General features: G+C 70.8%; 18 protein-coding genes and 6 tRNA genes. 9 read left to right on the top strand and 15 right to left on the bottom strand.

What is annotated here, in order from left to right; genetic code table 11:
* The 3 genes from OHN74_RS07105 to OHN74_RS07115 form a co-directional block, all read right to left on the bottom strand.
* Positions 1 to 1,287, bottom strand: a complete 1,287-nt coding sequence (locus OHN74_RS07105) for an ABC transporter substrate-binding protein (protein ID WP_327693679.1) — start codon at positions 1,285 to 1,287, stop codon at positions 1 to 3.
* A gap of 537 nt (positions 1,288 to 1,824) precedes the next feature.
* Positions 1,825 to 1,896: transfer RNA gene (locus OHN74_RS07110), tRNA-Val, on the bottom strand.
* A gap of 54 nt (positions 1,897 to 1,950) precedes the next feature.
* On the bottom strand, positions 1,951 to 2,403 hold the full coding sequence (locus tag OHN74_RS07115; RefSeq protein WP_327700027.1) for a TIGR02611 family protein: 453 nt from the start codon (positions 2,401 to 2,403) through the stop codon (positions 1,951 to 1,953).
* 191 nt (positions 2,404 to 2,594) lie between these two features.
* Between OHN74_RS07115 and OHN74_RS07120 the strand changes: the two genes are divergently transcribed.
* Complete coding sequence (locus tag OHN74_RS07120; RefSeq protein WP_004002642.1) at positions 2,595 to 3,008, top strand: SsgA family sporulation/cell division regulator; 414 nt, start codon at positions 2,595 to 2,597, stop codon at positions 3,006 to 3,008.
* Positions 3,009 to 3,260: 252 nt separating this feature from the next.
* Positions 3,261 to 3,818 carry a CGNR zinc finger domain-containing protein gene (locus OHN74_RS07125; protein WP_327693680.1) on the top strand — a complete coding sequence of 186 codons (558 nt, stop codon included), beginning with the start codon at positions 3,261 to 3,263 and terminating at the stop codon, positions 3,816 to 3,818.
* Positions 3,819 to 3,888: 70 nt separating this feature from the next.
* Here the strand turns inward: OHN74_RS07125 and OHN74_RS07130 are convergent, their stop codons facing one another.
* On the bottom strand, positions 3,889 to 4,041 hold the full coding sequence (locus OHN74_RS07130) for a hypothetical protein (protein ID WP_327693681.1): 153 nt from the start codon (positions 4,039 to 4,041) through the stop codon (positions 3,889 to 3,891).
* Between the two features lie 187 nt (positions 4,042 to 4,228).
* A complete protein-coding gene (locus OHN74_RS07135; RefSeq protein WP_327693682.1) occupies positions 4,229 to 4,684 on the bottom strand; it encodes a hypothetical protein in 456 nt (151 codons plus the stop codon).
* Positions 4,685 to 4,863: 179 nt separating this feature from the next.
* Here OHN74_RS07135 and OHN74_RS07140 point away from each other — a divergent pair, with 179 nt between their 5' ends.
* Entirely contained in the window at positions 4,864 to 5,406 is a 543-nt protein-coding gene (locus OHN74_RS07140) for a DsbA family protein (protein ID WP_327693683.1), read from the top strand.
* Positions 5,407 to 5,440: 34 nt separating this feature from the next.
* Here OHN74_RS07140 and OHN74_RS07145 read toward each other — a convergent pair whose 3' ends face one another.
* From OHN74_RS07145 to OHN74_RS07155, 3 genes are all read right to left on the bottom strand, one after another.
* Positions 5,441 to 6,265, bottom strand: a complete 825-nt coding sequence (locus OHN74_RS07145) for a GNAT family N-acetyltransferase (RefSeq protein WP_327693684.1) — start codon at positions 6,263 to 6,265, stop codon at positions 5,441 to 5,443.
* Positions 6,266 to 6,338: 73 nt separating this feature from the next.
* Positions 6,339 to 7,160, bottom strand: coding sequence for an aminotransferase class IV (locus tag OHN74_RS07150; protein ID WP_327693685.1), 822 nt, complete (start codon positions 7,158 to 7,160; stop codon positions 6,339 to 6,341).
* Positions 7,157 to 8,209 (bottom strand): chorismate-binding protein, encoded by a 1,053-nt coding sequence (locus tag OHN74_RS07155; protein WP_327693686.1) that lies wholly within the window; start codon positions 8,207 to 8,209, stop codon positions 7,157 to 7,159. Before OHN74_RS07155 ends, OHN74_RS07150 begins: the two co-directional genes overlap by 4 nt.
* Positions 8,210 to 8,364: 155 nt before the next feature.
* Here OHN74_RS07155 and OHN74_RS07160 point away from each other — a divergent pair.
* From OHN74_RS07160 to OHN74_RS07180, 5 genes are all read left to right on the top strand, one after another.
* Positions 8,365 to 8,437: transfer RNA gene (locus OHN74_RS07160), tRNA-Gly, on the top strand.
* Between the two features lie 39 nt (positions 8,438 to 8,476).
* Positions 8,477 to 8,550 (top strand) — tRNA-Cys (locus tag OHN74_RS07165).
* Between the two features lies 1 nt (position 8,551).
* Positions 8,552 to 8,623: transfer RNA gene (locus OHN74_RS07170), tRNA-Val, on the top strand.
* A gap of 35 nt (positions 8,624 to 8,658) precedes the next feature.
* Positions 8,659 to 8,730, top strand: a tRNA-Val gene (locus tag OHN74_RS07175).
* Between the two features lie 41 nt (positions 8,731 to 8,771).
* Positions 8,772 to 8,843: transfer RNA gene (locus OHN74_RS07180), tRNA-Val, on the top strand.
* A gap of 82 nt (positions 8,844 to 8,925) precedes the next feature.
* Here OHN74_RS07180 and OHN74_RS07185 read toward each other — a convergent pair.
* The 4 genes from OHN74_RS07185 to OHN74_RS07200 all read right to left on the bottom strand — a co-directional run bounded on the left by OHN74_RS07185 (position 8,926) and on the right by OHN74_RS07200 (position 11,288).
* Positions 8,926 to 9,222 (bottom strand): TFIIB-type zinc ribbon-containing protein, encoded by a 297-nt coding sequence (locus OHN74_RS07185; RefSeq protein ID WP_327693687.1) that lies wholly within the window; start codon positions 9,220 to 9,222, stop codon positions 8,926 to 8,928.
* A gap of 102 nt (positions 9,223 to 9,324) precedes the next feature.
* Positions 9,325 to 10,278 (bottom strand): phosphotransferase family protein, encoded by a 954-nt coding sequence (locus OHN74_RS07190; protein ID WP_327693688.1) that lies wholly within the window; start codon positions 10,276 to 10,278, stop codon positions 9,325 to 9,327.
* A gap of 327 nt (positions 10,279 to 10,605) precedes the next feature.
* On the bottom strand, positions 10,606 to 10,815 hold the full coding sequence (locus tag OHN74_RS07195; protein WP_006375967.1) for a hypothetical protein: 210 nt from the start codon (positions 10,813 to 10,815) through the stop codon (positions 10,606 to 10,608).
* Between the two features lie 239 nt (positions 10,816 to 11,054).
* Positions 11,055 to 11,288, bottom strand: a complete 234-nt coding sequence (locus OHN74_RS07200) for a hypothetical protein (RefSeq protein WP_044472070.1) — start codon at positions 11,286 to 11,288, stop codon at positions 11,055 to 11,057.
* Positions 11,289 to 11,484: 196 nt separating this feature from the next.
* Here OHN74_RS07200 and OHN74_RS07205 point away from each other — a divergent pair, with 196 nt between their 5' ends.
* Complete coding sequence (locus OHN74_RS07205) at positions 11,485 to 12,945, top strand: serine/threonine-protein kinase (RefSeq protein ID WP_327693689.1); 1,461 nt, start codon at positions 11,485 to 11,487, stop codon at positions 12,943 to 12,945.
* A gap of 96 nt (positions 12,946 to 13,041) precedes the next feature.
* On the opposite strand, the gene OHN74_RS07210 is transcribed toward OHN74_RS07205, so the two are convergent.
* The 3 genes from OHN74_RS07210 to cobT form a co-directional block, all read right to left on the bottom strand.
* Complete coding sequence (locus OHN74_RS07210; protein ID WP_327693690.1) at positions 13,042 to 13,860, bottom strand: TrmH family RNA methyltransferase; 819 nt, start codon at positions 13,858 to 13,860, stop codon at positions 13,042 to 13,044.
* A gap of 65 nt (positions 13,861 to 13,925) precedes the next feature.
* Positions 13,926 to 15,158: a uroporphyrinogen-III C-methyltransferase gene (cobA, locus tag OHN74_RS07215; RefSeq protein ID WP_327693691.1), complete on the bottom strand. Its 1,233-nt coding sequence runs from the start codon at positions 15,156 to 15,158 to the stop codon at positions 13,926 to 13,928.
* 256 nt (positions 15,159 to 15,414) lie between these two features.
* Positions 15,415 to 19,101, bottom strand: a complete 3,687-nt coding sequence (cobT, locus tag OHN74_RS07220) for a nicotinate-nucleotide--dimethylbenzimidazole phosphoribosyltransferase (RefSeq protein ID WP_327693692.1) — start codon at positions 19,099 to 19,101, stop codon at positions 15,415 to 15,417.
* Between the last annotated feature and the right edge of the window lie 200 nt (positions 19,102 to 19,301).

A 19,301-nucleotide genomic window follows, 5' to 3' on the forward strand; every position in this document is an offset into this window, starting at 1 on the left:
TCAGCCCGCGAACGCGGCCTTGGCCTCGCTGAACAGGGCCTTCGCGCCATCCGCCGGCTTGGTCTTGCCCTGGGCGATCTCGCCGCCGATGCGCAGGAAGGCCGACTCGACGACATCCGCGCCGGACGGGTGCGGGGTGATCTTCCCGAGCACGCCGGCCTTGGCGACCTCGTCCTCGTAGGCCGCGACGCCCTTGTTGTTGGGGTCGGTCGGCTTGAACGCGTCGAACTGCTCGGTGGTGGCGAGGATGCCCCGGTCGTAGCCCATGATCTTGCCGACCTCGGGGTCGTGGACCATGAAGCTGATGAACTGGGCGACCTCCTTGGGGTGCTTGGTCCCGGAGAAGGCGCTCATCATCAGCGAACCGAGGTACTGGCCGGTGTCCTTGCCGTCCGTGGTGGGGATCGGGGCGAGCCCGTAGTCGGACTCTCCCTCGCCCTCGTAACGGATGGAGAAGTTGTCCCAGGTGAATTCGGACGCGGCGAGCCCCGCCGACAGACCGGACTTGGGTTGGACCTGCTCGATCTTCTTGGGGTCGGCGACAAGCCCGGACTTCACCCGCTTGTAGCCGTCCTCCCACCACTGCGTCAGGTCGTCCTCGGTGAAGCCGAGATCCGTGTCGGTGAAGAAGGCCTTGCCGTTCTGGCGCAGGTACAGGTCGTAGAGGTACATGATGCCGAAGTAGCCGGTGTCACCGGCGATCTTCAGCTTGTCCTGGATCTTCTGCAGCGCTGCGAAGTACTCGTCCCAGGTCCAGCCGAACTTCGCCTCGACGCCCGCCTTCTCGAAGGCCTTGAGGTCGATGACGAGCGCCATGGTGTTGGCGCCGACGGGTATGCCGAGCTGCTTGCCGTCGACCTGACCGTTCGCCAGAACGCCGTTGCGGAAGTTCTCCAGGTCCAGATTCCCGGCGTCAGCCTGCGCCTTGAGGTCCAAAAGAACGCCACGCTTGTCGTACTTGCGCAGAAATCCGACAGCATTCTGGAAAACGTCCGGCGGATTACCGCCGGAGGCCTGCGTCTGGAACTTCTCCCAGAACGCCGCGTAGTCGGTGAATTCCGGCTTGATCTTGATCTTCGGGTACTTCTTCTCGAAGAGCGCGATCGACTTCTTGATGGCAATGGTGCGCGGCTCGCCACCCCACCACGCATAACGGAGCGTCACATTCCCGTCCCCGGCGCCGCTGTCACCACCGCACCCGGTCGTCGTCGCCAGCCCCAGCGCGGCCGCCGAGGCTCCGGCCGCCTTGAGGATCGTTCGCCTCTCAACATTTCCGTTCTTAGGCACAGTGGGCCCTCCCCGCGACGTCGTTGGCGCCTGCGTGAATCGTTTCAAGTAAGCGCTTGCTGGCACAAGCTACGGAGGGCCTCGGAATGCGTCAATGATTCGGACAGGATTTTTCTGTGAGCGGGCTGGGTGAGGGCGGCACACCGGTCGACTCGGGCCCCTGGAAAGGAGGTTGACGTCGCAGGTGAGGCGCCCGGGGTCGGCCGGTCGAACAACGGCGGGCCGTCGGTGTTTATTTGGGGCGGGGCCGAAATGCGCCTGCCGGGTGGGGAGTTGACGCCAGGCGCGGCGAGCGCCCGAACAGTGACGTTGCCGGGACCGAGAGGAAGGGGAGAGCTTCCGCCGGAGCGCTCTCGGCGCTCTCCCCCGGGGTGCACGACGGGGCCCCGGGCGGGTGCAGGAGGGTCCCAAGGGGCGTACGGGGCGGAGGTGCGCCGGGTGGCACGAGCCGGACCGACCGACGTCAACCAGGCGAAGCCGAACGACAAATGCGGCCCGTGTCCACGTTTCCGTGGACACGGGCCGCACTTGATCCGGTGGGCGATACTGGGTTCGAACCAGTGACCTCTTCGGTGTGAACGAAGCGCTCTCCCACTGAGCTAATCGCCCGGACGCAGGGAGAACATTACCCCATGTCAGGGGGTGCCCCGGACACTCGCAGGATCACTGATCCTTGATGTTCCAGGGCATTTCCAGCCCGAACTTCCACAGGTAGATTCCGACGAGAACCGCCACTATCAGCAGACCGATGGTCACCAGGATGATGTTGCGGCGACGCACCCTGGGGTCGAGTGCACGCTGTGTCGCCACGGTGACCTTGCGCTTCGTCCAGCGCAGCACCAGCTGGGCCCAGACGAACTCGGTCGCCCAGATCGCCATACCGCCGAAGATCACCAGCCAGCCCGGCCCGGGCAGCGGCAGCATGACGACGCCGGCACCCACCACCGCGAGGCCCACGACGAACACGCCGACCTGCCAGCTCACGTGCAGCATGCGGCGTGCCTTGATGAATTCCGGCGCCCTCGACCCGAGCTCACGCTCGCCCGCGGCATCACCGGCCCCGGCCTCATCTGGTGTCACGACAGCCTCGACGGGCTTGTCACTCCCCGTATTCATACAGCCAAACCCTACCGGACAGAAACCGGTCACCGGAATGGTCGTAGCCGACGAACCGGTCGTCGGCCGGAAGAGTTACGTAAAGGCACGCAAAACACTCAGAGGGGTTTACAACGACACCGTAGGTGGCATGTCGATTTCGCCGACGTGCGAATCCCCGAGCGCACACTGAGCGAAAGGCCTTGGCGCTTATGAACACCACGGTCAGCTGCGAGCTGCACCTGCGCCTCGTTGTGTCGAGCGAGTCCTCACTGCCCGTTCCCGCAGGACTGCGGTATGACACGGCCGATCCCTACGCCGTGCACGCCACCTTCCACACCGGAGCCGAGGAAACCGTCGAGTGGGTGTTCGCCCGCGACTTGCTCGCGGAGGGCCTCCACCGGCCCACCGGCACCGGTGACGTCCGAGTCTGGCCGTCCCGGAGCCACGGTCAGGGCGTTGTCTGCATCGCTCTCAGCTCCCCAGAGGGCGAGGCCCTGCTCGAAGCCCCCGCACGAGCCCTGGAGTCCTTCCTGAAGCGAACGGACGCCGCCGTGCCACCCGGCACGGAACACCGCCACTTCGACCTCGACCAGGAACTGTCACACATCCTGGCGGAAAGCTAGGACGAGGACCCCACTGAGCCGCCCGGCGCCGTCCACTCGGGGAGACGGCTCGGGTCACAACCGCATATGGCACACCGCCGCCGCCCCGCGGGTTTCCGTGGGGCGGCGGCGGTGCGTCCGCGTGTCCTCCCGGGCCGCTGCCCCGACCCCGCAAAGGCCGACGCCCACCTCCGTCGCTGTGAGCCACTACCATCGGCCAGCATCGGCGGGCGGGTGCCCGCCCGACCGCCCAGGCAGGCCAGGGAGAGCAACGTGCTGATCACCCACGACACCCGGTGCGCCCTCGACGCCGTGGTCGATCTGGTGAACACCGCGCCGGAGGACGACTCGGCGGACGGACTGCCCGATGTCGACGCGCTCGAAGGTTTCGTACGAAAGCACAAGATCAGCGACATCGGTGTGCTGTCGGAGTTCGATCTCGCCGCCGTGCGCAGGATCCGCGGACGGTTCGCCGGGGTGTTCGCGGCGCAGGACGCCCGGACCGCCGCCACGGTCATCAACGAGCTGGTCGCCGCCGCGGGCACCACCCCCCGGCTCACCGACCACGACGGCTACGACTGGCACGTGCACTACTTCGCCCCCGGCGCGTCCATCGCCGACCATCTCGCCGCCGACTGCGGGATGGCCCTCGCGTTCTTCGTGGTCGCCGGCGAGCAGGAGCGGCTGCGCCGGTGCGAGGCCCCGGACTGCCGGCACGCCTTCGTCGACGTCTCCCGCAACCGGTCACGCCGCTACTGCGACAGCCGAACCTGTGGAAACCGGCTTCATGTGGCGGCCTACCGGGCGCGCCGCAAGGAGTCGGCGGGCTGACGGGCAGAGGACCCGACCCTGATGCTGACGCAGCCCCCGGCGGATGGCGCCGGGGACTGGCGTGTACAGCTCACAGCAACAGCAGATCATGCAACGAAGCCATGAGCAGCAGACACCCGATCACCGCAAGGAAGATCATCAGCGGTGGCTGGGAAAGGGCGAAGAGGCACCCGCGAGGCTCGTCCTTCGACGGCACGGCCTCGCTCTGTGTTGTGTCCAGCATCTCGCCGCGATGATGACGCAGCCGACACCCTCTACGCGATCAACACGCCCGGAATGAGCGGTAGTTCGCCGAATTCCGTAATGTCCGCAGCGAGTCATGATCGCTTCCGAGCGACCTCCGTCGCCTCCGGGTCGATTGTGTCGTTTCAGTACGTCGGCTGTCGTACCCCGTCATACACGGAGCTTCTTCATATGCCGTGCTTCTTCAGGATCGCCTCGATGTCGCTGAAGTCGTCCCCGGCACCGCCACCGCGCGGCTTGGCCGTGGGCTGGGCCTCCGGGCGGGAGGCCTTGCCCCGCCCCTGTCCCAGCGAGGGCGCGGAGGCCGCAGGAGCCACCGCTTCGCGCTGCGCGGTCTGTATGTCCCCGCGCTCCATCCGGGTGCCACCCCTTCGCCGCTCCACCGCGCGGGTGGTCACGAAGAGCAGCCAGGCGCCGCCGAGCACGCCGAAGCCCGCCCACGCGGAGGGACTGAAGGCGGTGTCGGCCACCCAACCGACCACCCCCGTCATCACCAGGCCGATGGGAACCAGCGAGTACGCGGCGATACGGGCAGCCGCGAGAAAACGCTTGCGGTACGCCGTGACCACCGCGATGCCCAGGCCGGCCACGGAGACGGCGGAACAGACGGTCTCGGCAATCATCCGGACCTCCAGGCAGGGTTCGGTCGCGCAGGTGCGCTTCGTCCCTTCCATCCTGCACCGCCCGGTCCCCCGGATGCCATGCTCCGTCCCGACATCAGGGACATCTCCGGGTCGGCTCATCCACAGGTCCCGGTGACCCTCGTACGACGGACCCTGCCGCGGCTGGGAAACTGGTGCCCATGAGCGACTCCTCCCCCGCGCCCGCCGGCGCTCCCGCCCCGGCCTCCGTCCCCGTACTCGAGGTCTGGTGCGAGCTCCAGTGCCCGGACTGCCGTACCGCCCTGGACGACGTGAGCGCCCTGCGTGCCCGTTACGGCGACCGGCTGGAGCTGCGGCTGCGGCACTTCCCGCTGGAGCGGCACAAGCACGCCTTCGCCGCCGCACAGGCCGCCGAGGAGGCGGCGGAGCAGGGGCAGGCGTGGCCGTACGTCGAGGCCGTGCTCGGCCGGGTCGAGGAGCTGGACCGCAGGGGCGAACCCTTCCTGGTCGAGGTGGCCGGCGAACTCGGCCTGGACGCCGAGGAGTTCGACACCGCGCTGATCGACGGCCGGCACATCCTGATCGTCGACGCCGACCAGGCCGAGGGCAAGGCCATCGGCGTGACCGGCACGCCGACCTACGTCATCGCCGGTGAGGTTCTCGACGGCGGCAAGAGTCAGGAAGGGCTGCGGGAAAGGATCGAGGAGATCGTGGACGGGCTGCTGGCCGGGCCGGACGCCTGACGCAGTCCGTGCCCGGAGGCGGCGGGCCGCCGGCCTACAGCAGGTCCTTGTACATGTGGCGGGTCACCGTCTCGTAGCCCAACGACTCGTAGAGCCGTTCGGCCGGGCTGTTGCCGGCGAAGACGTTCAGGGAGATCGCCGGCCGGCCGGCCTCGATCGCCTGGGCCTCCGCCAGGAGCATGAGGGCGCGGCCGTGGCCTCTCCCCCGGTGTTCCGCGTCGGCCTCGACCTTGTACACAAAGGCCGAGCCCTCGCGGGAGCCCAGCCACAGAGTGCCGACGCGGGTGCCCTCGTGTTCCAGGACGCTGAGTGTCATGCCCTCGCTGGCCACGCCCTGCGCCAGCATCCGCTCGTGGTCCTGCTTCGCCTTGGCGTGCGCCTCGGCGGCCGGCACTCCCCGCTCGATCCAGCTCTCCGCGTAGTCCAGCCTGCCCGCCGCCTCCCACACCACGAACTCGGCCTCCGTCATGGGGCGGCCAAGGCTTCCGGCAGGCAGTTCGGGCGGGACGGCCCCGAGCGCCTTGTCCATACGACGGTTGCGCAGCACGTAGCCGAGCGCGGTCGCGAGCCGCAGAGCCGCTGGTGCGTCGCCCGGGACGGACGCCTCGATGCGGCGGCAGCCCCAGCCGCGTGCCACCTCCTCCGCGGCGAGCGCGGCCACCGTGGCCCGGCCGCGCCGACGGTCGGGTTCGTCGACGCGGAGGTCAAGGATCTTCGCCACCGAGTCCCCGAAGTCGGGGTCGGTGCCCAGGTGTATCGCGCCGACGGGACGGCTGTTCACGCACACCTGGTATCGGCGTGAACGCGTCCCGTCGGCCTCGCGCTGGAGCGGCTCGGTCGGCCGCAGGGTGGTGGTCATCAGGGGTGTTCTACCCGCTGCGGAGCCCGACGTCAGCCGAATACTTTCGGCTTGCCTCGCTCCCGCGCCTCGATCAGGGATCGAGGTCGTCGCCCGCCCGCTCGTCGAAGACCCGCATCGCCTTGGCCGTCACCGGGCCCGGTGCGTCCGGGAGTCGCCGGTCGTCGACGCGTCGCACGGCCTGTACGTCCCTCAGGGTGGACGTCAGGAAGATCTCGTCGGCGTCTTCGAGGACGGCGAGCGGCAGGTCGGTCTCCTTGGCGCCCGTCCACTCGGCGACGAGGGCGCGCGTGACGCCGGCGAGGCAGCCGGAGGCGAGCGGCGGGGTGTGGATCTCGCCGTCCAGGACGACGAAGACGTTCGACCCCGTCCCCTCGCACAGCTGGCCGACCGTGTTGCCGAACAGCGCCTCGGACGCGCCCTGTTCGCGCGCCCTGGCGAGGGCGACGACGTTCTCGGCGTACGACGTGGTCTTCAGGCCGGTGACGGCGCCGCGTTCGTTGCGCGTCCAGGGGACCGTGATCACGGCGGTCGCGTCGGGACGCCGGGCGGACTCACCGACAGCGACCACCAGGGTCGGGCCGTGCTCCCCCCGGTCGGAGCCGAGGGGGCCGTGACCACCGGTGTAGGTGATGCGCAGACGGCCCAGGGCCATCGGATTGGCGTCGAGTACGGCCGTACAGGCGCGGCGGAGCTCGTCGAGGTCGGGGTCGGGCAGGCCGAGGCCGCGGGCCGAGCGGGTCAGCCGGTCCAGGTGGCGGGTGAGTGCGAACGGCCGGCCGTCGACCGCCTTCACCGTCTCGAAGATGCCGTCGCCCACGGTCAGTCCGTGGTCGAACACGGAGACGCGGGCGGTCTCGATGTCCTGCAACCCGCCGTCGAGCCATAGCTTCACGTCAACGTTCCCTCTCCACTGGCCGCATACGTCCCCGACGCTACCGCGAGCAGCCGGGACGCCTTCAGTTCGGTCTCCCGCCACTCCGCCTCGGGATCCGAACCCCAGGTGATGCCCGCTCCGGTGCCGAAGCGCAGCATGCCGTCGGCCCGGTCGATCCAGAAGGTGCGGATGCCGACCGCCAGTTCGCCCGTGCCCCGGTCCGCGTCGACCCAGCCGATGCCTCCGCAGTACGGTCCCCGGGGTGCCGTCTCCAGGGCGTCGATGATCCGCAGGGCGCTCGACTTGGGCGCGCCGGTGACCGAGCCGGGCGGAAAGGCCGCCGCCAGCAGCTCCGGCCAGCCGGTGTGCGGGCGCAGCTCGCCCCGTACCGTCGACACGAGGTGGACCAGCCCCGGGTGCTTCTCGACGACGCACAGTTCGGGCACGGTCACCGAGCCCGTCGCGCAGACGCGGCCGATGTCGTTGCGGACCAGGTCCACGATCATCACGTTCTCGGCGTAGTCCTTCTCCAGGAGGTCCGCCTCGGTGCGTCCGGTGCCCTTGATCGGGCCCGATTCGACGGTCCGGCCGACCCGGCGGAGGAAGAGTTCGGGGGACGCGGTGGCGATCTCGACGCCCTGCGCGGGCAGGCGGATCGTTCCTGCATACGGTGCCGGGTTGCCGTGTGCCAGCAGTGAGGTGAGTGCGTCCACGTCCGCGCCGGACTCCACGGGCGCGGACAGGACCCGGCAGAGGTTCGCCTGATAGACCTCGCCGGTCGCGATGTGCTCACGGATCCGGCGCACCCCCGCGGTGTACGCGGCGCGGTCGAGGGACGACGTCCAGTCACCGGCGGCCGGACCCCGCCACCTCCCTGGTCCCGACTGCGGCGCGGGCACCGCCTCCTCTCGTACGTCCCGGAAGCGGGCGCAGGTCAGACGGCCGCCGTAGTCAGCGGACACGGCCCAGAAACCGGTGGAGTCGAGAGCCGCGGGGTCGCTGGTGACATCGAGGAGACCGGTGGCGACGAGACCGCCGAAGCGGGCGAGAGGAGCGAGATCGGACACACCGCCGAGTCTATGGCGGGTGTCCTGCGGGTGCCCTGACCACGTCTTCGAGCAGGCACAGCGCAGCACGCTGCACAAACGCGTTTTTGTGCTGGCCCCGGAATCCGCTAGAGTTCAACTCGTCGCCGGGACGCGAGAGCGCCTCGAAACGACATGCGGACGTAGCTCAGTTGGTAGAGCGCAACCTTGCCAAGGTTGAGGTCGCCAGTTCGAACCTGGTCGTCCGCTCGTAGGAAGAGGGGGATCTTCCCGAACCCCCGCACTCCTGGTGGAGTGGCCGAGAGGCGAGGCAACGGCCTGCAAAGCCGTCTACACGGGTTCAAATCCCGTCTCCACCTCCAAGGACGATTAGCTCAGCGGGAGAGCGCTTCCCTGACACGGAAGAGGTCACTGGTTCAATCCCAGTATCGTCCACTGGTCCGCAAGGACCTTGATCCGCAAGGGTCCCCGCGCGATTAGCTCAGCGGGAGAGCGCTTCCCTGACACGGAAGAGGTCACTGGTTCAATCCCAGTATCGCGCACGCAGTAATCACGAATCGCGGCCTTCGGGTCGTGACCCCGAGGACGATTAGCTCAGCGGGAGAGCGCTTCCCTGACACGGAAGAGGTCACTGGTTCAATCCCAGTATCGTCCACACACCGAAGAAGCCCCCGGCCGTCTCGTACGGCAGGGGGCTTCTTCGTGTTTCAGCCAGTCGTTCCAGTCAGTCGTTCCGGTCAGCTGGAGAACAGCATGTGGCCGAAGCTCTTGTGGCGCTTGTTGCCGTGGTGACCGCCATGGCCTCCGTAGTGGCCGCCCTGCGGGGCGCCCCAGGCGGGTGCGGGAGCGGCCGGGTAACCCTGTGGGGCAGGGGGCGGCGGCGCGGCGGGGCCCGACCACTGGGACTCCACGCGGGTCAGCGCCTCCAGCTCGCCGTAGTCGAGGAAGATCCCCCGGCAACCGCTGCACTGCTCGATCTGGACTCCGTTGCGGTTGTACGTGTGCATCGGCGCATGGCACTTCGGACACTGCATGCTCGGCTCAACTCCTCGCCGTCGGTACTGCTTCTCGGTTCTTCTTGATCCGGTTTCGCTTCTCGCCAGGACAGACTCGGTCCGGCTCCGGTCGGTTGCACCCTACTTCGTGTTTTCGTGGGCCAACTCGGGTGGTACCGAACCCATTCGGGCACATGCGTCGACCACGGCCAGCTGTACGTCGTCCAGTGGGCGGTCCGCCGCCGTCGCCTTGACGATCGCCAGGGCGGCCGTCTGCACGGTGAGGGCGCGGGCGGCGGTGTCCAGGGCGGGCCAGGGGTCGCCGTCGGCGGGTACGGCCGGGCCGCCCGCGGTGCGGTAGGCGGCCAGGAAGCGGGTCCACTCGTCGGGCGGGAGCAGTCCGCAGGCGTACCAGGCGGCCGGGCGGGCCAGGTCCCAGGTGGGGGCGCCCACACCGAGGTCGTCCACGTCGATGAGGAGCCAGGGGCCGTCCGGGGTGGGGTGGCGTACGAGTTGGCCGAGGTGGAGGTCGCCGTGGCAGAGGCTCGGGCGGGACGGTCGGCCGGGGAGGTCGGGCATGGGGGCCTCGGCCCTGGCCCAGGCCGGGAGGGCTGCCCAGGCGCGCAGGACGGGCTCGGTGGCCGGCTGCGGGGTGGTGGCCCGCAGGCGCGCGATGGCACGGGCCGCCTTGGCCGGGCCGCGCATGGGCGGCAGGCCGGGCGGGGCGGGAGTCCGGTGGAGACGGGCGAGGAGGGTGGCGGCCTCTTCCCAGGGGGCCGCGTCCGGGTCCTCCGGGTCGACGGGATCGCCGTAGGGCCAGAACGTCACGAGTCTGCCGTGCAGGTCGACGGGCGTCGGGCTGAGCGGGGGCAGGAGTACGCCGGGGAGGCGGGCGGCCACGGCCAGGCGGGCGGTGAGTTCGGTGGGGACGGTGTCCGGGGCGTGTGCCTTTGCGACGGTGTCCGCGTGGCGGACGACGGTGCCGTCGGGGCGGTCGGTGAGGGTGGCTGCGCCGCAGGGGCAGGGTTGGGTGCGGGCGTGGGCCTTGGCCTTGGCTCGGGTGGTGAGGTCGGAGAGCAAGGGGGTGGCGGTCACGGGGCTCCCTGAAGCGTGGGTGGGTCTGGTCGCGAGGGTACGGGGACTGTTGCGGTGGGGTGTTTCGCCCCCGCCGCCCCTACCCGCCCCATCCCCAGGGGCTCCGCCCCATCGACCCCGCCAGGGGCTGCGCCCCTGGACCCCCTTCGGCCTGAACGGCCTCGTCCTCAGACGCCGGACGGGCTGAAAACCAACAGGCAAAAGCAATGCCCGCGCAGCTCCCCAGCTGCGCGGGCATTTTTTGCCGTCCGCCGCACCCCCGTCCCCACGGGGTTTCATGGGTGGATGTCCCCGCCCGGACCGCTCTTCCGGGCCTGGGGTCGCCGCTCAGCGCCCCAGCATCACTCCCACGGACGACGCTTGTGTGACCACTGCTTCCCAGCCGCCGAAGACGACCACGAGCAGGGCTGCCAGGGGGAGGACCATCGCTGTCGCCACCAGTGGGTGGCGCTGGCCCTGTCGGCGCGGGCGGAACGCGGCGATGTACGCCTTGCGTCCCTGTGTGCGGAGCGCCGTCCGCGATGCCGTGTGGGCCATGGTCCCTCTCCTGACCGTTCTCTTGTTGGTTGGCAGCGGCGGGTGTCTGACCTCGGGGGACGAGTGCTGCACCCGCCGCTTGACCTCAAATCTAGGCTGCCGACAGGTATCGGTCGTCATGCCCTCGTACCGATTGCCGGGCCTCCCGGAGGATGACCTGTGACCTGCGGAGTACTCCCCTGGGTGGAGACGGAGTCCTAGGTCTCAGGGTCATCCCGGATGGGGTGCCCGGTGTGTCCCTACTGTTCCGAGCTGTCCTCCCGCGGCACCGGCTGCTCGACCAGCGCCAGGACACGGTTCGCCATGAAACGGGCAGTGCGGACGACCGAGCCGTTCCTCGTGACTTCGCTCACTTCCACGACACCTCGGCGTACCGCCGTCTCCACCCTGCGACCCGCTCTGCTGGCCACCACCTCATATGTGCGTGTCGTGTCCCCGGCATCCACCACTATCTCCACGCGGTCACCCTTCACGGGTCCAATCCCCCTTCTGCGACGGGTGGTTGGGATCACACGCGCCGTCAAGCCGCCCTGTTCGCGCGCTCCCTGACCACCTTTCAAGTCTCCCACCCGGCACTGACAATCCATCGGGACGAGAGGGCGCGGCCTCTGCGCGCACCCGGCCGCGGAAACGTAAGCTGTCGCTCGTCAAACGGACCGGGCAGCGGGGATGAACATGGCGATGATGCGCCTGAGGCGCGAGGACCCGCGTGTCGTCGGCTCGTTCAGGCTTCACAGACGGCTCGGCGCGGGCGGGATGGGCGTTGTCTACCTGGGCTCCGACAAGCGGGGCCAGCGGGTCGCGCTGAAGGTGATCCGGCCCGATCTGGCGGAGGATCAGGAGTTCCGTTCCCGGTTCGCGCGCGAGGTCTCGGCTGCCCGGCGGATCAGGGGCGGGTGCACGGCGCGACTCGTCGCCGCGGATCTGGACGCGGACCGGCCGTGGTTCGCCACGCAGTACGTGCCCGGGCCCTCCCTGCACGACAAGGTGGCCGACGAGGGGTCGCTCAGCGCGGCCGACGTCGCCTCCATCGGCGCCGCCCTCGCCGAGGGGCTGGTCGCGGTGCACGAGGCCGGTGTCGTGCACCGGGATCTGAAGCCGTCCAACATCCTGCTGTCCCCGAAGGGGCCGCGGATCATCGACTTCGGCATCGCCTGGGCGACCGGGGCCTCGACGCTCACCCACGTCGGTACGGCGGTCGGCTCGCCCGGCTTCCTCGCGCCCGAGCAGGTGCGCGGCGCGGCGGTCACGCCGGCCACCGACGTGTTCTCGCTCGGCGCGACTCTCGCGTACGCCTCGATGGCCGACTCGCCCTTCGGGCACGGCAGTTCCGAGGTGATGCTGTACCGGGTGGTCCACGAGGAGGCCCATCTGCAGGGTGTGCCGGACGCGTTGGCACCCCTCGTACGGGCGTGTCTGGCGAAGGATCCGGAGGAGCGGCCCAGCACGCTCCAACTGTCGTTGCGGCTCAAGGAGATCGCGGCGCGCGAGGCGCAGGGGATGGCGGACGCACGGCCCCCCGGGCCGCGTGCCGCCGAGGCGGAGCGGCCGACGGGGCGGCTCACCGAGAGCTATCCGGACCAGCGGCCCCCCTATCACTCGCAGACGCAGCCCCACTCGCAGTCCCCTTCCCCGTCACAGTCACAACGGCGTCCTCAGGGGCCGGCCTCGGGGGCGTCCGGGTCGCGCGGCGGTGTGCCGTCGCGGGGTGGCGGCGGTGTTTCGCGGGGGGACAGTCCGTCGCGGGGTGGCGGGGTCTCGCGCAGTGGTACCGCGTCGTCGCGTTCCGGGGCGCGGCCGGTTCCCGGCTCACGGAACACGAACCGTCCCGGTCCGCGCAGCGGTACGGGACGTCCGGCGCCGCGTGGCACGGGGACCGGGCGGCGGCCGGCCAATCCGCGGCTGCTGCGGCAGCGGTTGTTCGTGTTCGTCGTGGTGACGCTGCTGGTGGCCCTGGGGATCGCGGCTGCTCAGGGGTGCCAGGGGCCCAGCCGTGGGCTCGGGGACGACAGCGGCGGAGGCGTGCGGGAGCAGCGGCAGGAGCAGGTGCGGCCGGACGACAAGCCGGCGGGCGACGCGCCGCCGGCGCTCGGGCGCCCTCAGTCGGGTTCGGATTCGAACGCCGACTGAGGGTTCCGCCGGATGTGCGGTTCGTTCGCCGCGGGTCGGTGACGGTTGGTCACGCTCACGCGGCCGGAGCCGTAGATCCGTACAGTCGCACGCCCCTCAAGGGTGCGGACGGCCCGTCGCCACCGCGTAGAAGGCCACCGCTGCCGCCGCGCCCACGTTGAGGGAGTCGACGCCGTGGGCCATCGGGATGCGGACCCATTCGTCGGCTGCCACCAGGGCCTGGGTGGAGAGTCCGTCGCCCTCAGCGCCGAGCATCAGGGCGACGCGGTGCATCTTGTGCGGGGCCGTCTCGTCGAGGGTCTTGGCCTTCTCGTCAGGGGTGAGGGCCAGGAGCGTGAAGCCCGCCTCGCGGACCGAGTCCAGGCTCTTGGGCCAGGTGTCCAGACGGGCGTACGGGACGGAGAAGACCGCGCCCATCGAGACCTTGACGCTGCGTCGGTACAGGGGGTCGGCGCAGTCCGGGGAGAGCAGGACCGCGTCCATGCCGAGGGCGGCGGCGCTGCGGAAGATCGCGCCGATGTTGGTGTGGTCGTTGACCGACTCCATGACCACCACCCGGCGTGCGGTCTGCAGGAGTTCGTCGGCCGTCGGGAGCGGTTTGCGCTGCATGGAGGCGAGGGCGCCGCGGTGCACGTGGTAGCCGGTGACGCGTTCGGCGAGCTCCGGGCTGACCGCGTAGACCGGGGCCGGGAGTTCGTCGATGACGTCGCGCATGACGTCGACCCACTTCGCGGACAGGAGCATCGAGCGCATCTCGTAACCGGCGTCCTTGGCCCGTCTGATGACCTTCTCGCCCTCGGCGATGAAAAGGCCCTCGGCGGGCTCGCGTTTGCGGCGCAGTTCGACGTCGGTCAGGCCCGTGTAGTCCTTCAGGCGCGGGTCGTCGGGGTCCTCGACGGTGATGAGATCGGCCACAGGGGTGATACTGCCTTGTCCTGGGTGCGGTGCCAACGGCTGGGAACGGATTGTGTTACCGGGGGTTACACCGATGTCTCCGGGCCGACGTTCACCACGGCGCCGATCACGATCACCGCGGGGGGCTTCACGTCCTGCGTACGGACCGTCTCGGCGACCGTCGCGAGGGTCGCGTCGACGCGGCGCTGGGCCGCTGTCGTGCCCTCCTGGACCAGGGCCACCGGAGTGTCGGGGGACTTGCCGTGTGCGACCAGGGTCTCCGCGATCCGGCCGATCTTGTCGACGCCCATGAGGACGACCAGAGTGCCGGTCAGCTTCGCGAGGGACGGCCAGTCCACGAGGGAGCGTTCGTCGTCGGGGGCGACATGGCCGCTGACCACCGTGAACTCATGGGCGACCCCGCGGTGCGTGACCGGGATACCGGCGGCGCCCGGCACCGAGATCGAGCTGGAGATGCCCGGGACGACCGTGCAGGCGATGCCCGCCTCGGCCAGCGCCTGGACCTCCTCCATGCCCCGGCCGTAGACGTAGGGGTCGCCGCCCTTCAGCCGTACGACCCGCTTGCCCAGCTTCGCGTGTTCGATCAGCGCGTTGTTGATGGCCTCCTGGGCCATGAACCGTCCGTACGGGATCTTCGCCGCGTCGATCACCTCGACGTGCGGGGGCAGTTCGGCGAGGAGGTCGCGGGGACCGAGGCGGTCCGCGATGACGACGTCGGCCTCTGCCAGCAGACGGCGGCCCCTGACCGTGATCAGGTCCGGGTCGCCGGGGCCGCCGCCGACGAGGGCGACTCCGGGGGCGCGGGTGCGGTGGTGGGGTGCGACGAGTGTGCCGTCGCGCAGGCCCTCGACGACCGCGTCGCGGATGGCGGCGGTGTGGCGGGGGTCTCGGCCCTTGGCGTCCGTGGTGAGGACGGCGACCGTGACGCCCTCGCTGTGGCCGGTGGCCGGCGTCCAGGCCGTCGCCGCGTCGGCGTCGTCGGAGCGGACGCACCAGACGCGGTGACGCTCGGCCTCGGCGGAGGCGCGGGCGTTGGCCTGCGTGTCGCTGGTCGCGATCAGGGCGTACCAGGCGTCCGCCAGGTCGCCGTCCGCGTAGGGGCGGCGCTCCCAGGTGAGTTCGCCCGCGTCCGCCATCGCCTCCACGGAGGGAGTTGCCTCCGGCGATACGAGGAGGATGTCCGCGCCCGCCGCGATGAGGGCGGGGAGGCGGCGCTGAGCCACCTGGCCTGCGCCCAGGACCACGACTCGGCGGCCGGTGAGGCGGAGGCCTACGGGGTAGGCGGGATGTTCGGCCATGGGGGTGCGGCTCCCTCGTGCGGGTCGTTCCGATCGGGGGCCTGTGGGTCGCCCTGTGGGTCTGGCGTGGGCCCTGACGTGCGCATTTTACGGTGCGGGTGGGGTGGGGGCCGGGCGCGGGGGTTCCTCTCCCCCAAGCCCACCCCTTCCCGGAACTGGGGGCTCTGCCCTCGGACCCCCGTGCGTGCGGGTCCGTTCGCGGCTGTGCCCACCCGTTCCGCCCCAGCAGAACGACTGTCCACAGCCGCCGCAGCCCCTACTTCTCCGTTACTCCCGCCGAGTCGAACGTCGCCACCTCGTGCATCGCCCTCGCCGTGCTCTGGACCATCGGGAGGGCCAGCAGCGCGCCCGTGCCCTCGCCCAGGCGGAGGTCCAGGTCGATCAGGGGACGCAGGCCCAGCTTGTTCAGGGCCGCGACATGACCCGGTTCCGCGCTGCGGTGGCCCGCGATGCACGCGGCCAGGACCTCGGGGGCGATGGCGCGGGCCACCAGGGCGGCGGCGCCGGCGCTGACGCCGTCCAGGATCACGGGCGTACGGAGGGAGGCACCGCCGAGGAGGAGGCCGACCATCGCCGCATGTTCGAAGCCTCCGATAGCCGACAGGACGCCGATCGGGTCGGCCGGATCCGGCTGGTGGAAGTCGATGGCACGGCGGACCACCTCGGTCTTGCGGGCGAGCGTCTCGTCGTTGATCCCGGTGCCCCGGCCCGTGACCTCGGCGGGGTCCGTGTCCGTGAAGACCGAGATCAGGGCGGCCGACGCCGTGGTGTTCGCGATGCCCATCTCGCCCGTGAGCAGGGCCTTGTTGCCGGCCGCCACCAGGTCGCGGGCCGTCTCGATGCCGACCTCGATGGCCGCCTTGGCCTCCTCGCGGGTCATCGCGGGGCCGGTCGTCATGTCGGACGTGCCCGCGCGGATCTTGCGCGGCAGCAGGCCGGGGGTTGCGGGCAGGTCCGAGGCGACGCCCACGTCGATCACGCAGACCTCGGCGCCCACCTGGTTCGCGAAGGCGTTGCAGACCGCGCCGCCGCCGAGGAAGTTGGCGACCATCTGCGCGGTCACCTCCTGCGGCCAGGGGGTGACGCCCTGGGCGTGCACTCCGTGGTCGCCCGCGAAGATCGCGACCGCCGCCGGCTCGGGGATCGGGGGCGGGCACATCCGGGACAACCCCGACAACTGCGCGGAGATGATCTCCAGCATGCCGAGCGCACCCGCCGGCTTCGTCATCCGCTTCTGGCGCTCCCACGCCTCACCGAGCGCCTTGGCGTCCAGCGGGCGGATGTTGGCGACGGTCTCGGCGAGCAGGTCGTGCGGCTCCTCACCGGGCAGCGCCCGACGGCCGTACGTCTCCTCGTGCACGACCCACGACAAGGGGCGGCGCTTGGACCAGCCCGCCTGCATCAGCTCGGGCTCCTCCGGGAACTCGTCGACGTAGCCGACGCAGAGATAGGCCACGACCTCCAGATGCTCGGGGAGGCCCAGTGCCCGGACCATCTCGCGCTCGTCGAAGAAGCTGACCCATCCGACGCCGAGGCCCTCGGCGCGGGCCGCCAGCCACAGGTTCTCGACCGCGAGCGCGGAGGAGTAGGGGGCCATCTGCGGCTGGGTGTGCCGACCGAGGGTGTGACGGCCGCCGCGGGTCGGGTCGGCTGTTACGACGATGTTCACCGGGGTGTCGAGGATGGCCTCGATCTTCAGTTCCTTGAACTGCTTCGCCCGGCCCTTGGGCAGCGACCTGGCGTACGCCTCCCGCTGCCGCGCGGCCAGTTCGTGCATCGTGCCGCGGGTCTCCGCCGAGCGGATCACGACGAAGTCCCAGGGCTGCGAGTGGCCGACGGAGGGCGCCGTGTGGGCCGCCTCCAGCACGCGCAGCAGTACGTCGTGCGGGATCGGGTCGCTGCGGAAGCCGTTGCGGATGTCCCGGCGCTCGCGCATCACCTTGAGCACGGCCTCGCGCTCGGCGTCGTCGTAACCGGGAGCGGCGGGGCCGGTGGACTGTCGTACGTCTTCCACCGCGGCCGTGCTCTCTTCGCCCTCTTCCCGGTCTTCCTGGTCGGCGGCCCTCGTGTTCATGTCCTCCGCCTGCTGCGCCACCTGTACGGCGTCGGGGGCGGGGGCGGGTTCGGTCTCCTCGGTCGGCACCGCCGGCACCGGGTCGGGGGTCGGTTCCGCCTCCTGAAGGGCCGGGACCTCGGTCTCCGCCGCTTCCGGCTCCGGTCGCGGAGTCCGGAGGGCGATCACCGGTGCGGGCGTGTGCTCCGCCTCCGGGAGGAGGCCGAGCCCGTGCGGGGGCGTCGGGGCCAGGTACGGGGTGGCGGGCACAGAGCCGTCCACCGGGACGAACTCGCCCACCGGCTCGGCGAACGACGGCTCGGCCGGCAGTGGGGGCTGGTCGGCCGGCTCGGCGAACCGGGTGGGTTCCTCGGCGGTCTCCGCATACTGCTCGACGGCGACAGCAGCGGGTTCCGGGGCAGGGTGCGTAGGAACAGGCGGCTGGTCGCCCGGGGTGGCCGGTGCGAGGACGGCTTCGGGTTCGGCTGTCTCTTCTTCCGCGGCCACGGGCTCTGTGGCCACGGGCTCCAGTACGGGGGCGGGCGCCTCCGTGGGCGCTGCCTCGTACAGGGGTTCCGCGAGCGTGGCGGCCTCGGTCACCTGGGCGGCGGTGTCCGCCAGCTGGGACGCGGGGTCCACAGGGTGAGCGACCGGGAGTTCCTCCGCGGCGGGCGGAGTCGGGAACTCCCCTACGGGGACACCAGGGGCCTCGGCGTGGGATCCGGGGTCCACCGCCTGCGGCTCGCCCTCGGGGTCAGCCTGCGGGGCGATAGGCGCTGCGGTCTCCTCGTGGGCCTCGGGGGCGAACTGGGCCTCCGGCACCGCCGGAACGTCCTGGACGAGCTCCGCGTCCGGCACGACCGGCTCTTCTGGTACGACCGGCGCGTTCGCGTCCAGTACGGGTTCCGCCTCCGGAACCAGGGGGTCTGCCTCCGGTACGACGATCAGGGCGTCCTCGGGCTGGGTCACGGCACCCTCGGTCTCCTGCGGAGCGTGTGCCACCTCAGGGGTCACGGAGGGCGCCTGGAAGACGGCGCCGGCCTCGGGATCCCCGGCGGCGGGGATCGCCACGACGGGGTCCGGGGTCAGGGGTGCCTCGAAGGCGTACGCGTTCTCCGGCGGGTGAACGGCCGGGGGTGCGGTGGGCTCGGGCGTCCCGTAGGCGCCCGCCGGTTCCTCGGACGAGGCCTCCGGGGTCGCCTCCTGGAGCACCGCTACGGGTTCCGCCTGCTCCGGCACCTCGGCCGACTCGGGGGCTGCTTCCGGCGCCGGGGTCTCGGCCAGAAGCGGAGCAACCGTTTCCGCAGGGTGCGCCGCCTCGCTCACCAGCGGTGGGGCCGGCGCGGCCTGCACCACGGTGTGAGCCGGGGCCTGGGCGCCCCACGGAGCCGCGCCCTGCGGGGCCGCTTCTGCAAGCAGAGGCGCCGCGTCGAGGTACTCGGGGGCCTGCACGGGTGTACCGAACTGGCGCACCGGTGCGGGCATGCCCGCCGGGCCGCGGTCGGCGAGGGAGCGGACCGGGCTGGCGGAGGCGTCGGGGGTCGGCGGGCCGAGGTGCAGCGGGCGGCGGGGCGCGACCGGCGCCGCCGCCTGGGAGACGGGGGTCTGGGTCGCCAGACGGACGGCGCTCAGGTCGACCGAGCCGCTGTCGCGGCCACCGGTCTCGTGCGGGCCGGGCTCGTGCACGGCCTCGACGACGGGCGCCGGGGTGGGCGGAGCAACCTCGTTGCCCCATGCGCTCTGGGCGCCCGGGAGCAGCAGCAGGTCTTCGTCCTCGGCGGTGGTCTCGGAGAGGTAGGTGTACGCACCGTGCGTGGGAACGCCCGGCTGTTCCACCATGCCTGCGTTCTCCGGCAGCCCCTCGGCCGGGACCTGGCCGGTGTCGGTCATGCGAACCCCTCGCCCATCGGTTAGTGCTTCTACGACCAGCTCGCCCGTCACGGCTCACCGATCGCCCCGTAGTGAAGAACGAGCATGCGCGCCCAGCGGCACGAACGACCCGTCCCAGAAAGACGACAAAGCCACTAACTGGCATTGTCGCCATCAACTGGCATTCTTGCGGCCGTTCCGCCGTAGCGGCACCTTGATCC

The organism is Streptomyces sp. NBC_00459 (assembly GCF_036013955.1).
In the GTDB taxonomy this organism is placed as follows: domain Bacteria; phylum Actinomycetota; class Actinomycetes; order Streptomycetales; family Streptomycetaceae; genus Streptomyces.